We start from the raw sequence: 14822 nt of genomic DNA, 5'->3' as shown, positions 1-14822 counted from the left end.
CCTCCGGCGAGCGCCGGAGGGTGGGTGGCGGCTTACTTGCCCGACTTGATGGTGGTCCAGGTACGGGTCATTACGCGTTGCACCTTGGCCGGCAGGTCCGGGAAGGCGTAGAGCTTGGCCATGGTCTCCTTGCTCGGGTAGATGCCCGGGTCGGTGCGGATCGCCTCGTCCACCAGCGGGGTGGCGGCGGCGTTACCGTTCGGGAACTGCACGAAGTTGGTGATCTCGGCCATGATTTCCGGCTTCATCAGGAAGTTCATGAAGGCGTAGGCGGCGTCCGGGTTGGCGGCGTCGGCAGGGATCGCGACCATGTCGAAGAAGGTGCCGGCACCTTCCTTCGGAATGTTGTACGCGACCTTCACGCCAGCCTTGGCCTCGTCGGCACGGGACTTGGCCTGGTACACGTCACCCGAGTAGCCCACGGCCACGCAGAGGTTGCCGTTGGCCAGGTCGGAGATGTACTTGGAGGAGTGGAAGTAGGTCACGTGCGGACGGATCTTGAGGAACAGCGCCTCGGCTTCCTTGAGCTGCTTGGGGTCCTGGCTGACCGGGCTGTAGCCCAGGTAGTGCAGGGCGATCGGCAGGATTTCGGTCGGCGAGTCGAGGAAGGAAACACCGCAGGATTTCAGCTTCTCGATGTTCTCGGGCTTGAACAGCAGGTCCCAGGAATCCACCGGGGCCTTGTCGCCGAGCACGGCCTTGACCTTGTCGACGTTGTAGCCGATGCCGATGGAGCCCCACATGTAGGGGAAGGCGTACTGGTTGCCCGGGTCGGAGACTTCGACGGTCTTCAGCAGGTTCGGGTCCAGGTTCTTCCAGTTCGGCAGCTTGGACTTGTCCAGCGGCTGATAGACCTTGGCCTTGATCTGCTTGGCCAGGAAGTTGTTGGACGGCACCACGATGTCGTAACCGGATTTGCCGGCCAGCAGCTTGGCTTCAAGGGTTTCGTTGGAATCGAAGACGTCGTAGACGACCTTGATGCCGGTTTCCTTGGTGAACTTCTCGACGGTTTCCGGGGCGATGTAGTCAGACCAGTTATAGACGTGCAGCACCTTGTCTTCTGCCTGCGCCACACCAGCCACAGCGCCAGCGAGCGTCATGGCGAGCAAGGTCTTGCCGAAGGTTTTGAACATGCGGGTAGCTCCATTTGTTGTTTAAGTGTCCGAGCGGCGTCGCCACCGCCCGGTGAGCCTGGCCAACGCACTGGCGCAGTCTGGCAAGGTCAGGGGCGCGCTTACAACAGCTCGCGGGATGCGATTGTTTGCAAACTCGCCCAATTGCTCAACCCAGAACTGCACTCGCGGTGAGGTCGAGGCACTTGCGAGCCTTGGTCACCAGTTCGTCGATCTCGTCCTTACTGATCACCAGCGGCGGCGACACAATCATAGTGTCCCCAACCGCACGCATGATCAGGCCATTGCGGAAGCAGTGCTCGCGGCACTGCATGCCCACGCCCAGATCGGTGAAACGCTCACGGGTCTTCTTGTTCTTGACCAGTTCCAGGGCGCCAACCATGCCGACCCCACGCGCTTCGCCAACCAGGGGATGGTCAGCCAGCTCCTGCCAGCGTTGTTGCAAATACGGTGCCGTTTCCGCCTTCACTTTCTCGACGATCTTCTCTTCGCGGAGGATGCGGATGTTTTCCAGTGCCACCGCGGCGGCCACCGGGTGACCGGAGTAGGTGAAGCCGTGGTAGAACTCGCCGCCCTGGTTGAGCACCTCGACCACCTCGTCACGGACAATCACGCCGCCCATGGGGATGTAGCCGGAGGTCAGGCCCTTGGCGATGGGCATCAGGTCCGGGGCGTTGCCGTAGTACTGGCTGCCGAACCACTCGCCGGTACGGCCGAAGCCGCAGATGACTTCGTCGGCGATGAACAGGATGTCGTAGCGGGCGAGGATCTCGCGGATCTTCGGCCAGTAGGTTTCCGGCGGCACGATCACGCCGCCCGCGCCCTGGATGGGCTCGGCGATGAAGGCGGCGACGTTCTCTTCGCCGACTTCGAGAATCTTCTTCTCCAGCTGCTCGGCGGCCCAGACGCCGAACTCCTCGGGGGCCATGTCGCCACCCTCGCCGAACCAGTAGGGCTGGGCGATGTGGGTGATCCCCGGGATCGGCAGGTCGCCCTGCTCGTGCAGTGCCTTCATGCCGCCGAGGCTGACGCCGGCGACGGTGGAGCCGTGGTAGCCGTTCCAGCGGCCGATGACGACTTTCTTCTTCGGCTGGCCCTTGGTCGCCCAGTAGTGGCGGACCATGCGCAGCACGGTGTCGTTGGCCTCGGAACCGGAACCGGTGAAGAACACGTGGTTCATGCCCTCGGGCGCCAGCTCGGAAATGGCCTTGGCCAGTTCGATGACGGGCGGGTGGGCAGTCTGGAAGAACAGGTTGTAGAAGGGCAGCTCGCGCATCTGGCGGGTGGCCGCCTGCACCAGTTCCTCGCGGCCGTAGCCGACGTTGACGCACCACAGGCCGGCCATGGCGTCGAGGATCTTGTTGCCCTCGCTGTCCCAGATGTAGACGCCGTCGGCTTTGGTGATGATCCGCGCGCCCTTGGCATTCAACGCCTGGTAGTCGGTGAACGGCGGCAGGTGGTGGTCGCGACTGAGTGCCTGCCACTCAAGGGTCTGGGGGTTGGTCACTGGGCTCTTCATTATCTACACCTCTATGCAAATCTGGGTTGGCGTGCCGCGCCACGAACGCGGCACGCCGTTTGGATCAGACGGAAAGCAGCAGGAACTCACGCTCCCAGGAGCTGATGACGCGCTTGAAGTTCTCGTGCTCGGCGCGTTTCACCGCGACGTAGGCACTGATGAACTTGGTGCTCAGGTACTTCTCCAGGGGCTTGCAGTTCTCCAGGCGCTCGAGGGCGTCCTCGAGGGTCAGCGGCAGGCGCAGGTTGCGGCGCTCGTAGCCACGGCCCTTGACCTGCGCGCTCGGCTTGATCTGCTCGACCATGCCGATGTAGCCGCACAGCAGGCTGGCGGCGATCGCCAGGTAGGGGTTGGCGTCGGCACCGGCCAGGCGGTTCTCCACGCGGCGGTTCTGCGGGGTGGCGTCCGGCACGCGCAGGCCCACGGTGCGGTTCTCCTCGCCCCACTCCACGTTCACCGGCGCCGAGGTATCGGGCAGGAAACGGCGGAAGGAGTTCACGTTCGGCGCGAACAGCGGCAGCAGCTCGGGGATGAACTTCTGCAGGCCGCCGATGTGGTGGAGGAACAGCTCGCTCATGGAGCCATCTTCGTTGGAGAAGATGTTCTTGCCGGTCTTGATGTCCACCACGCTCTGGTGCAGGTGCATGGCACTGCCCGGCTGGTCGGTGATCGGCTTGGCCATGAAGGTGGCGGCGACGTTATGTTTCAGCGCGGCCTCGCGCATGGTGCGCTTGAACACGGTGATCTGGTCGGCCAGGGACAGGGCTTCGCCGTGACGGAAGTTGATCTCCATCTGCGCCGGGCCTTCCTCGTGGATGAGGGTGTCCAGGTCGAGGTCCTGCGCCTCGCACCAGTCGTACATGTCCTCGAACAGCGGGTCGAATTCGTTCGCCGCGTCGATGGAGAAGGACTGGCGGCCGGTCTCGGGGCGACCGGAGCGGCCGATCGGGGCCTGCAGCGGGTAGTCCGGGTCGTCGCTTCGCTTGGTCAGGTAGAACTCCATCTCCGGCGCGACGATCGGGCGCCAGCCCTTGTCGGCGTAGAGCTTGAGCACTTTCTTGAGGATGTTGCGCGGCGACAGCTCGATGGGGTTGCCCATCTTGTCGAAGGTGTCGTGGATCACCATCGCGGTGGGTTCCAGCGCCCAGGGCACGAGGAACACGGCGTTCTCGTCCGGGCGGCAGACCATGTCGATGTCGGCAGGGTCCAGCAGCTCGTAATAAACGTCGTCCTCGACATAGTCGCCGGTGACAGTCTGCAGCAGCACACTCTCGGGGAGGCGCATGCCCTTCTCGTCGAGGAACTTGTTGGTCGGCGAAATCTTGCCCCGGGCAATGCCGGTAAGATCGCTGATCAAGCATTCAACTTCGGTGATTTTGCGTTCTTTCAACCAGCTTGTGAGCTGGTCCAACTTGGTAGTCATAAAGACCTCAGGGTGTGAGAGCTGCAACTGGTATAGCTGAGCTCAGCGTTGCCCCGCCCTCTTCCTGCAAGCCTCACCAAAGGCCTGGAAGATGGCGAGATAATCGGGATTGGAACGAACCTGCCACTCGGGGTGCCACTGTACCCCGAGCGCGAAACTCTTCGCGCCGACGACCGAGCAGGATTCGACCAACCCGTCAGGCGCCAGCGCTTCTACGTGAAGGCCCGGCGCCAGACGTTCAACGCCCTGGCCATGAATGGAATTTACGAGAATCTCCGCGGGCAAGCCGATGCCCGCGAGGATGCCACCCGGCTGGATCTGCACGGGGTGGCGGGGTGCATACTGCACCTCGAGCGGCTCATCGGCCGGCTCGCGGTGATCCATGAGGCCTACGACCGCATGCACCTTCTGGTGCAGGGTGCCGCCGAAGGCCACGTTCATTTCCTGGAAGCCCCGGCAGATGCCGAGCACGGGCACACCGGCGGCCACGGCGGCGCGCATCAGCGCAAGCGTGGTGCCATCGCGCTGCGGGTCGTGGAGGGTGCCGGGCTCGCTGGCCGGGCCTGAATAAAGATGGGGTTCGACGTTGGAAGGTGAACCGGTGAACAGCAAGCCGTCTAGACTGGCCAGAAGGGATGTCGTGTCGAGGAGCTCGCCGAGAGCCGGAATAATCAGCGGAACCCCGCCGGCGCCAAGGGCTACCGCACGAAGATACTTGTCACCCGCTATATGGTAGGGATGCAGACCGATCTGCTTGGTGCAGGCGGTGACGCCGATGAACGGCAGGCGAGACATGAGACACCCGTTTTATTGCTGTTATGGGTTGCGACCGAGCTTAGCGTTGTTCATTTTTTTACACAATAGGGCTGTAAAAAATCGAACACACCTCGCTGAGCGCCGCGTGCGCCATGGCCCCGAGAGGGGTCAGATGCCCCTCAAACGCCCCAAAATTGGCCATATGGCCCTGTTTTAGGGCAAAATGGGGCGCTATTGACATCGTTAGGGGATTCCGATTGACTCTCACCCTAGCGAACGTGTGATTGATATTTTTAACAAGAAAGGTGTTGCATCATGTCGGTACCCCCGCGTGCCGTTCAGCTTCAAGAAGCGAACGAGTTCCTTAAGGAACATCCTGAGGTCCAGTTCGTCGACCTCCTGATCGCAGATATGAATGGAGTAGTCCGAGGCAAGCGAATCGAACGCGCCAGCCTCCACAAAGTTTACGAAAAAGGCATCAACCTCCCCGCTTCCTTATTCGCCCTCGATATCAACGGCTCTACCGTTGAAAGCACCGGCCTCGGCCTGGACATCGGCGACGCCGATCGTATCTGCTACCCGATCCCCGGCACCCTGTGCGACGAGCCCTGGCAGAAGCGCCCCACCGCGCAACTGCTGATGACCATGCACGAGATGGAAGGCGAGCCCTTCTTCGCCGACCCGCGCGAAGTGCTGCGCCAGGTCGTCGCGAAGTTCGACGATCTCGGCCTGACCATCTGCGCCGCGTTCGAGCTCGAGTTCTACCTGATCGACCAGGAGAACGTGAACGGCCGTCCGCAGCCGCCGCGCTCCCCGATCTCCGGCAAGCGTCCGCAGTCCACCCAGGTCTACCTGATCGACGATCTCGACGAGTACGCCGACTGCCTGCAGGACATCCTCGAAGGCGCCAGGGTCCAGGGCATCCCGGCCGACGCCATCGTCAAGGAAAGCGCCCCGGCCCAGTTCGAGGTCAACCTCCACCACGTGGCGGACCCGATCAAGGCCTGCGACTACGCCGTGCTGCTCAAGCGCCTGGTGAAGAACATCGCGTATGACCACGAGATGGACACCACCTTCATGGCCAAGCCCTACCCGGGTCAGGCCGGCAACGGTCTGCACGTCCATATCTCGCTGCTGGACAAGCATGGCAAGAACATCTTTGCCAGCGAGGATCCCGAGCAGAACGCCGCATTGCGCCATGCGCTCGGCGGTGTGCTCGAGACCCTGCCCGCTTCCATGGCCTTCCTCTGCCCGAACGTGAACTCCTACCGCCGCTTCGGCGCGCAGTTCTACGTGCCGAACGCACCGAGCTGGGGTCTGGACAACCGTACCGTCGCCCTGCGCGTGCCCACCGGCAGCGCGGACGCAGTGCGTATCGAACACCGCGTAGCCGGTGCCGATGCCAACCCGTACCTGATGATGGCGTCGATCCTGGCGGGCGTGCACCACGGCCTGACCAACCAGATCGAACCCGGCGCCCCCATCGAAGGCAACTCGTACGAGCAGTTGGAGCAGAGCCTGCCGAACAACCTGCGTGATGCCCTGCGCGAGTTGGACGACAGCGAGATCCTGGCCAAGTACATCAGCCCGGATTACATCGACATCTTCGTCGCGTGCAAGGAAAGCGAGCTGGAGGAGTTCGAACACTCCATCTCCGACCTCGAATACAACTGGTACCTGCATACCGTGTAAGCGAGTCGAAAGACGCCGGCCCCAGGGCCGGCGTTTTTTTGTCTGCGATTCATCCCTTCCTCCCACCCGCGATCTCGGAAGGGCGCTGTGAGAACCGCGCAAAGGCCCGTTCCAGAGAGGCCCAGCCGATGACATGCATCAACCTGCTGAAACATTTGCGCCGCAATAATGCGGCGTCAACCATCAGGGAGGACTCCATGCCCCGCTTCCTCGCACCGCTGCTGTTCGCGCTGCTGCCGACCCTGGCCAGCGCTGAAGACACCATCCGCGTCTACAACTGGAACGACTACATCGCCCCCCAGGTGCTCAAGGACTTCGAGCAGCAGACCGGCATCCGCGTGGACTACCACACCTTCTCCAGCGCCGAAGAGCTGCAGAAGATCATGGCAAGCGGCGAGGCCATCGACATCGTCGTGCCCTCCCACAACAACCTCCCCGAACTGATCAAGGCCGGGCGCCTGCAGGCCCTGGACTTCAGCCGCCTGCCCAACCGCCAGCACCTGGACAAACAGCTGCTGAGCAAGCTCGCCGCCGTCGACCCCAACAACCAGCACGCCGTGCCCTACCTCTGGGGCGCCGTGGGCCTCGCGGTGAACACGCCCCAGGCCGAGAAGGCCTATGGCGGCCCGCTGCCGCCGAGCTGGAGCGTGCTTTTCGAGCCGGAGCAGAGCAAGCGCCTGGCCAGCTGCGGCATGAGCGTGCTCGACGCCCCGGACGAAGCCCTGTCCATTCTCATGACCTACCAGGGCCGCACCCTCGCCCGCACCGCCCCCAGCCGCCTCAAGCGCTCCGCCGAACTGCTCACCGGCCTGCGCCCGAACCTGCGCTACATCGACAGCGAGCGCTACATCGAAGACCTCAACAAGGGCCGGCTGTGCGTCGCCATGGCCTGGGTCGGCGACGCCCTCAACGCCGCGGCCGCCGGCCAGCCGGTGCGCTTCGTGGTGCCCGACGAGGGCTCGGTGCTGTTCATCGACAACCTCGCCATCCCCACCAGCGCCAACCGCGCCGACCTCGCCCACCGCTTCATCGACTTCATGATGCAGCCCAAGGTCGCCGCGCAGATCACCACTGAAACCCTCTACCCCAACGGCAATGCCGACGCCCGCGAATTCCTCGCCGCCGGCCTGCGTGACCAGCCCGGCCTCTACCCGGACAAGGAAACCAAGCGCCGCCTGTTCGCCCTGGAATCCCTGCCCGACAAGCTCGGTGCCACCCGTGACCAGGTCTGGGCCGAGTTCCGCGACGGCCACTGATCCCGTCAGCGCAGGCAGGCGCGCAAGCCGCTCTCCAGCGCCTCGCGCCCGGCGAACCCACGCCGGGCGATGAACACCAGGCGCATGCCGTCGTCCACCGTCCCGCTCACCGGGCTGAACTGGCTGCGCCGGCCCACCTGCTGCAACCACAGCGGCCCCTCGCCAGCCTCCAGGCGCACCCAGCCCTTGAGGCGGAACAGCGCATCCGGCAGGCCCGCCAGCCAGGCCCTCAGGCGCTGGGCCTCGAAGCGCCCCTCGCCTTCCCAGACCCAGGACTCGAACAACTGCCCATGGTCCGCCGTCGCCACCGGCGTCAGTGCGCCGGGCGTACGGCTCGGCGCGCCAGCGTCCAGCCACAGCGCATCCGGCAGATCGGCCTGCACCCCGACATGCAGCAACGCCCGCGCCGGCAACGCCTCGCGCAGGCGTTCCAGTTCCTCCGCATCCACCAGGTCGGTCTTGTTCAGCAGCAGCACATCGGCTGCCGCCACCTGGGCGCGGGCCAGCCGCGCGTATTCGCCGTCCAGCTCCAGGTGCCGGGTGGCGTCCACCAGGGTGATGACCAGGTCCAGCCGCAGCAGGCTGCGCAGCTGTGGATAAGCCAGGGTCTGCACGATGCGTTGCGGGTCGGAGACGCCGCTGCACTCGATGACGATGCGCTGCAGGCGCGGCTGCAACCGCGCCAGGCTGGCGAGCTGGGCCAGCAGGTCCTCCTGCACCGTGCAGCAGATGCAACCGTTCTGCAGGCTGTACACCGCATCGGTGACCTCGGCCACCAGCGCCGCATCGATGTTCAGCGCGCCGAAGTCGTTGACGATCACCGCCAGCCGGCTATCCCCCGCGCGCTGCACCATGCGATTGAGCAAGGTGGTCTTGCCGGCGCCGAGAAAGCCCGCCACCACCGTGACCGCGATGCGCTCGTCCATCATGGCTGTGCCTCGATCACCGGCGGCTCGCCGCTCCACACCGCCTTCAGGCCAAGCCCGGCCAGCGCCTCCTCGCGGTCATAGACCAGCTGCCCCTCGACGAAGGTCAGCTGCACCTGGGTGCGGTGGATGTAGTTGCGCGGCGGCTGGGCGAACAGGTCGCGGTCGAGCACGATCAGGTCCGCCGCCTTGCCCGCTTCGAGGCTGCCGGTGCTGCCCTCCAGGCCCATGGCGATGGCACCGTTGCGGGTGGCCACGCGCAGCGCCTGCTGCAGGGTGATCGGCTCGCCGAAGCAGGCCGGGTCGTCGTTCCAGGGGTTCTGCCGGGTGACCATGGTTTCCAGCGCCAGCCAGGGGTCGATGGACGCCACCGGCCAGTCGGTGCCGAACACCGCCGTACCGCCCGCCTCCAGCACGCCCTTGAAGTCGTAGATGCGCTTGAGGCGCTCCTGCCCATAGCCCGAACGGGCGCCGGTGGCGAAGGGCGTCGGGTACCAAGCAGCGGGCGAGAACTCGGCGATCACCTGCAGCTCCTGGAAGCGCTTGAGGTTGCCGGGGTGCAGCAGCGTGCTGTGGGCGCACTGGTGGCGCACGCCACTGAAACCGTTGCGCCGCCGCGCCTCGGCCACCGCATCGAGGAACACATCGGAGGCGCCGTCGCCGGTGCAGTGGGCGATGACGCGGATGCCCCGGCTGTCCATGTCCACCAGCATGTCGGTGATGTGCTCGGGGGTGAGGTTGAGCTTGCCGCGCCAGTCCGCTTCGTTGGGCCAGGGCGTGAGCAGGAAGGACGAGCGCGGCTCCACGGTGCCGTCGAAGTGGAACTTCACCGCGTTGGCGCTCAGCCGTGCGCTGCGGTAGTAGTGACGCTCGCCGCTGAGCAGCTCCCAGCGCCGACGCACCGGGAAGATATCGTCCTGCCAGCTGATCGCCGCCTCGATGCGCACCGTCAGCTCACCGGCGTCATCCAGTTCCTTCAGCGCCTGCAGGCGATGCTCGCAGACGTGCACGTACTTGCTCGCCGTCACCCCCCGCGTGCTCTGGAAATGCACGCCATCGCGGTAGGCCCGGCGCAGTACCGCCACCGGAGTCGGCGGCATGGCGGCGTGGATCATCGCGTAGGCGCCGTCGATCATCAGGCCGGTGGGTTCGCCGGTGAGCTCATCCCGCTCCAGGTAGCCGTTGCGCGGGTCGGGGGTATGGCGATCGATGCCGGCCAGCTGCAAGGCCTTGGAGTTGACCATCATGGTGCCCCACATGCGGTCCAGCAGCGCCACCGGGCGGTCCGGCATTACCTGGTCGAGCCAGGCCCGCCCGGGCACCAGCCCCGCCTCGCGGAAGGTGTAGCGCACCCAGTACTGGCCGTGGATCCAGCCATCGCCGGGGTGGGCGTCGGCGTAGGCATGGATCGCCGCCTCCAGCTGCGCGGGCGTCGGGTCTTCGATGCCGACGTCCAGGTCATCGCTGTAGCGCGGCGCCAGGGCCAGGTCCGGGTGGGTGTGCATGTCGTGCAGCCCGGGCATGCAGAAGGCGCCGCCGAGGTCATGCACGCGGGTGGCCGGCCCCTTGAAGGCCTGCACGGCGGCGCGGCTGCCCACGGCGAGCAGGCGGCCATTGCGGATGGCCACCGCCTCGGCCCAGGGCTGCGCCGGGTCCATGGTGCAGATGCGACCGTTATCGAGGATCAGGTCGGCAAAATGGCCAGTGGCCGAATGGGTCGAGGTGAAGTTGTCGGCGTCAGTCATGGCGGCACCTTGTGATTTTCGGGCGTGGCCAGGCCCGACGCAGAAATGCGCCGTGAGCCTGGTTCGGTCAGGGGTTGCGGTGGGTCAGCGCTGGCGTTGCAGGCGCTCGATGAAGCCGGCGATGCGTCGGCAGGCCTCTTCCAGCTCGGCATCGGAGACGGTGAACGAGAGCCGCACGAAGCCCCGGCAGCTGGCGCCGAAGGCTTCGGCGTCGAGTACCGAGACCCCGGTCTCGCGGAACAGCTGCCAGGCGAAGTCCATTCCCGAGAGGCCGGTGCCGCGCACGTCCACCAGCATGAACATGCCGGCCTCCGGCACCTTGCAATGCAGCAGCGGCACATCGGCCAGCGCGCTGGCCGCCAGGTCGCGGCGGCGGCGATAAAGCGTGCGGGCCGCACCGACGATCTCCTCGTCCAGCTCCAGGGCCTTCAGCGCGGCGGCCTGGATGAAGCCCGGCAGGCCGTAGATCATGCACAGCATCAGGTTGTCGAGGTGGCCGATCAGCTCGCTGGGGGCCACCACCCAGCCCACACGCCAACCGGTCATGGCGTGGGACTTCGACAGGCTGTTGAGCACCACGGTGCGCTCGGCCATGCCGTCCAGGGTGGCGATGCTGCGGTGCGGGCGGTCGTAGGTGAGCTGGCCGTAGACCTCGTCGGACAGCACCCAGAGATCATGGCGCCGGGCGACCTCCGCCACCGCCTCCAGCTCCTCCAGGGTGTAGACGTTGCCGGTGGGGTTGTTCGGCGTCGCCAGGGCGATGCCCCGGGTGCGTTCGGTAAGCACCGCCTCCAACGCCTCGACGGTAAGGCGGAAGTCCCCCTCCGCCGGCTGCGCGATGCTCACCAGGCGCGCGCCGGATGCCTGGATGCTGGCGGCGTAGGTCAGGTACATCGGTTCCGGCACCAGCACCTCGTCACCGCCCTCGAACAGGCACATGGCGGTGGCATAGAGGCCGTTCTGCGCCCCGGCGACCACGGCGACGTTGTCCACTTCCACGGGGATGCCCAGCAGCTGGCGTTGCTTGGCGGCGATGGCCTCGCGCAGCGGCGTGCGGCCGATCACCGCGCTGTAGTGGGTGTCGCCCTGGCCCAGGGCCTCGACGGCGGCGGCGCAGATCGGCTCGGCGGTGGCGAAGTCCGGGTCGCCGATGCTCAGCACGATGGCGTCCTCGCCCCGCTCCTGGGCTTCGCAGGCGGCGTAGTGGATATCCCAGGCGCTGACGGTTTCGCCACTGATGCGCTGGACCAGGGATGAGTAGTTCATGCAATGCTCCTCGCCGGCTCGCGCCGGCGTGCAAATGGGTTCAGGCCTGGCGCTGCGGCGTCCTGCCGACGCGCGCGAAGCCCTGTTCGATAAGGAAGGCCAGGACGATGTAGACCACCGCCACCACCAGCAGCGGCTCGTAGACGCGCAAGGTCTGCGAGCGCACCAGGTTGGCCGCGCCGAGCAGGTCGGTGACCGCCACGGTGGACGCCAGGGCGGTGGACTTGAGCAGCATCACGCTCTCGCCAGCCAGGGTCGGGCGCAGCATCTGCAAGGCGCGGGGCATCCACACCCGGCGCAGCACCTGCCAGGGGCGCATGCCATAGGCCCGCGCCGCCTCCAGCTCGCCCCGGGGCACCGCGCGCAGGCCGCCGCGCAACACCTCGCCGACATAGGCGCCGACGCTCAGGGTCAGGGCGAAGGCGACATACCAGAAGCCCTCGCGCAGGTAGGGCCAGAGCAGGCTGTGGCGGATCAGCGGGAAGGTGGCGAAGACGCTGCCGACGCCGTAGTAGAGGATGTAGATCTGCACCAGCAGCGGCGTACCCCGCAGCACGCTGGTGTAGAAGCGCGCACCACCCGACAGCAGCGGGTTGCGCGACAGCCGCGCCAGGGCCACGGCCATCGCCAGCAGGAAGCCGAAGAAGGCCGAGATCAGCAGCAACTGCAGGGTCAGCACCGCGCCGCGTGTCAGCTCACCGGTAAAGCCATTCAACCAGGTGAAATCCATGAGCCCTCCTAGGCGAGCCGCGGCATCCAGCGTTCGAAGCGAGCCTCGAAGCGCCGGAACACCAGGCTGGAGACCAGCGTGATGAGGTAGTAGAAGGCCGCCACCGCCAGGTAGAACATCAGGTAGTGCTTGGTCGACGCGGCGGCCTGGCGACCGGCGCCCAGCAGCTCGCTATAACCCACCACGCTGATCAGCGCGCTGTCCTTGACCAGCACCAGCCACAGGTTGGACAGGCCGGCGACCACGTGGGGCAGCATGCTCGGCACCAGCACCCGCCGCAGCACCATGAAGGGCTTCATGCCATAGGCCCGCCCGGCCTCGATCTGGCCCACGGGGATGGCCTCGATGGCGCCACGGATGATCTCCGCCGAATAGGCGCCCTGGACGATGCCCAGCACCACGATGGCGGCGAGGAAGCCATTGACCTCCACCGGCGGCTGGCCCATGGAGGCCATCAGCAGGTTGAGCAGGTCGGAGCCGGCGTAGTACAGCAGCAGGATCAGCAGCAGCTCGGGCACCGCGCGGTACAGCGTGGTGTAGCAGTTGGCCCAGATCACCAGCCAGCGCGGCCCCCAGAGCTTGACCAGGGCGACGACCAGGCCCAGGGACAGGCCGAGCACGAAGGCCCCGACCGAGATGCCCAGGGTCTTCACCGCACCCTGGGCCAGGGCCTGCAGCCAGCCATCGGCGAACAGCAGCCGTTGGATTTCGATAGCGGTCATGAATGCACCTGCGAGGAAAAGGACCGAGTGCGCATCACTGCCGGGCCGAGATGTCGGCCTTGAAGTAGCGCCCGCGAATGGCGTCGTAGGTGCCGTCGTCGCGCAGCGCCTGCAGGGCCTGGTTCAGGCGCTCGCGCAGGGCGTCGTTGCCCTTGCGCACCGCAGCGCCCACGCCCTCGCCGAACAGCGGGTCATGGGGTGCCACGCCCTTGCTGGCGAGCATCGAGTTGTCCGGCAGGTCGAGCAGCGGCTCCACGGCCAACTGGTCGGCGAGCATGATGTCGATGCGGCCGCTGCGCAGGTCGGCGAGGATATCGTCCTGGTCGTTGTAATAGCGCACGGTGGAGTCCTTGCCGAAGTACTGCTTGGCGTAAGCGGAGTGGGTGGTCGAGCCCTGCACACCGATGATCAGGCCCTTCAGGCCTTCGGGGGTGGGCTGCACGTCCAGGCTGCTGTCGGCGACCCATAGGGCGGGCGTGAAGAAATAGGGCTCGCTGAAGTCCACCACCTGGCGCCGCTCGGGGGTGATCGACAGCGAGTTCAGCACCACATCCACCTGCTGCGCCTTGAGCGCGGGGATGAGGCCGTCCCAGGCCATCTCGTTGAGCGGGCACTGCGCCTGCAGGCGTTCGCACACGGCCCGGATCAGCTCCGGCTCGAAGCCGCTCCACTCACCCTTGCCGCTCTTGAAGGAGAAGGGTGGGTAGGGCTCCAGGGCGATGCCGAAGACGATCTTTTCCTGGGCCACGGCGGCACTGGCGATGCTGGCCAGCAAGGCGGCCTGTAAAAAAGCGAGAAGGCTGTTTTTCATGGTGGGTCCCTCGTTGTGTTTTTTGTATTGGCTAAGGGTTCAGCGGTTGTCCTGGGCCATCACGAACTGCCGGCAGCGCTCGCTGCGCGGGTCCAGCAGCACCTGGGAAGGCGGGCCCTGTTCCTCGATGCGGCCCTGGTGGAGGAACACCACCTGGCTCGAAACGTCCCGGGCGAAGGCCATCTCGTGGGTCACCAGGATCATGGTGCGGCCCTCTTCGGCGATGCCGCGGATCACCCGCAGCACATCGCCCACCAGCTCGGGGTCGAGGGCCGAGGTCGGCTCGTCGAAGAGCAGCACCTGCGGCCGTACCGCCAGCGCCCGGGCGATGGCCACGCGTTGCTGCTGGCCGCCGGAGAGGAAGGCCGGGTAGACGTCGCGCTTCTCCGCCAGCCCCACCCGCTCCAGCAGTTGCTCGGCGTGGCCGATGGCGTCCTGGCGCTTTTCGCCGAGCACATGCACCGGCGCCTCGATGACGTTCTCCAGCACCGTGCGGTGCGGCCACAGGTTGAAGTTCTGGAACACCATGCTCAGGCGGGTGCGCAGGCGCTCCACCTGGCGCGGGTCGCCGATGCGACCGTGGCCGGCGCGGTCACGCTTGAGCGCCACCTTCTCGCCGTTGATGTGCAGACTGCCGGCATCCGGGATCTCCAGCAGGTTGATGCAGCGCAGCAGGGTGCTCTTGCCCGAGCCGCTGGCGCCGATCAACGACACCACGTCGCCCTCGCGGGCCGCCAGGGAAATGCCCTTGAGCACATGGTGCTCGGCGTAGCTCTTGTGCAGGTCGTCAATGGCGACCACGGGTGAAGTCGGCGCCACGGCGGCGGCAGGTATCGGGTTCAT

The 14822-nt window shown here is 66.0% G+C and carries 13 protein-coding genes; 2 read left to right on the top strand and 11 right to left on the bottom strand.

The window, feature by feature from the left end; translation table 11 throughout:
- Nucleotides 1–32 precede the first annotated feature (32 nt).
- The 4 genes from ACXI0U_RS25310 to ACXI0U_RS25295 form a co-directional block, all read right to left on the bottom strand.
- Complete coding sequence (locus ACXI0U_RS25310) at nt 33–1133, bottom strand: polyamine ABC transporter substrate-binding protein (protein ID WP_021218248.1); 1101 nt, start codon at nt 1131–1133, stop codon at nt 33–35.
- A gap of 148 nt (nt 1134–1281) precedes the next feature.
- Entirely contained in the window at nt 1282–2652 is a 1371-nt protein-coding gene (locus ACXI0U_RS25305; protein ID WP_316924103.1) for an aspartate aminotransferase family protein, read from the bottom strand.
- 64 nt (nt 2653–2716) lie between these two features.
- The gene (locus ACXI0U_RS25300; protein ID WP_111263694.1) at nt 2717–4075 is read right to left on the bottom strand and encodes a glutamine synthetase family protein; all 1359 of its coding nucleotides are present in this window, start codon (nt 4073–4075) and stop codon (nt 2717–2719) included.
- 42 nt (nt 4076–4117) lie between these two features.
- On the bottom strand, nt 4118–4870 hold the full coding sequence (locus ACXI0U_RS25295; protein WP_021218245.1) for a gamma-glutamyl-gamma-aminobutyrate hydrolase family protein: 753 nt from the start codon (nt 4868–4870) through the stop codon (nt 4118–4120).
- Nucleotides 4871–5146: 276 nt separating this feature from the next.
- Between ACXI0U_RS25295 and ACXI0U_RS25290 the strand changes: the two genes are divergently transcribed.
- Complete coding sequence (locus ACXI0U_RS25290; RefSeq protein WP_021218243.1) at nt 5147–6523, top strand: glutamine synthetase family protein; 1377 nt, start codon at nt 5147–5149, stop codon at nt 6521–6523.
- A 197-nt stretch (nt 6524–6720) separates the two neighbouring features.
- Entirely contained in the window at nt 6721–7779 is a 1059-nt protein-coding gene (locus ACXI0U_RS25285; protein WP_479550989.1) for a polyamine ABC transporter substrate-binding protein, read from the top strand.
- A gap of 5 nt (nt 7780–7784) precedes the next feature.
- On the opposite strand, the gene ACXI0U_RS25280 is transcribed toward ACXI0U_RS25285, so the two are convergent.
- The 7 genes from ACXI0U_RS25280 to ACXI0U_RS25250 form a co-directional block, all read right to left on the bottom strand.
- Nucleotides 7785–8708 carry a CobW family GTP-binding protein gene (locus tag ACXI0U_RS25280; protein ID WP_479550988.1) on the bottom strand — a complete coding sequence of 308 codons (924 nt, stop codon included), beginning with the start codon at nt 8706–8708 and terminating at the stop codon, nt 7785–7787.
- Nucleotides 8705–10450 carry an amidohydrolase gene (locus ACXI0U_RS25275; protein ID WP_479550987.1) on the bottom strand — a complete coding sequence of 582 codons (1746 nt, stop codon included), beginning with the start codon at nt 10448–10450 and terminating at the stop codon, nt 8705–8707. Before ACXI0U_RS25275 ends, ACXI0U_RS25280 begins: the two co-directional genes overlap by 4 nt.
- Nucleotides 10451–10534: 84 nt before the next feature.
- Nucleotides 10535–11716, bottom strand: a complete 1182-nt coding sequence (locus tag ACXI0U_RS25270; protein WP_479550986.1) for a pyridoxal phosphate-dependent aminotransferase — start codon at nt 11714–11716, stop codon at nt 10535–10537.
- A gap of 40 nt (nt 11717–11756) precedes the next feature.
- On the bottom strand, nt 11757–12446 hold the full coding sequence (locus tag ACXI0U_RS25265; protein WP_021218237.1) for an ABC transporter permease: 690 nt from the start codon (nt 12444–12446) through the stop codon (nt 11757–11759).
- Between the two features lie 8 nt (nt 12447–12454).
- Entirely contained in the window at nt 12455–13168 is a 714-nt protein-coding gene (locus tag ACXI0U_RS25260) for an ABC transporter permease (RefSeq protein WP_021218236.1), read from the bottom strand.
- Nucleotides 13169–13202: 34 nt separating this feature from the next.
- A complete protein-coding gene (locus ACXI0U_RS25255) occupies nt 13203–13979 on the bottom strand; it encodes a transporter substrate-binding domain-containing protein (RefSeq protein WP_350447468.1) in 777 nt (258 codons plus the stop codon).
- 39 nt (nt 13980–14018) lie between these two features.
- A complete protein-coding gene (locus ACXI0U_RS25250; RefSeq protein WP_479550985.1) occupies nt 14019–14822 on the bottom strand; it encodes an ABC transporter ATP-binding protein in 804 nt (267 codons plus the stop codon).

Source organism: Pseudomonas sp. C9D1 (assembly GCF_056491235.1).
The sequence above is the reverse complement of the archived record's forward strand: the minus strand, read 5'-3'. Positions and strand labels throughout refer to the sequence as shown.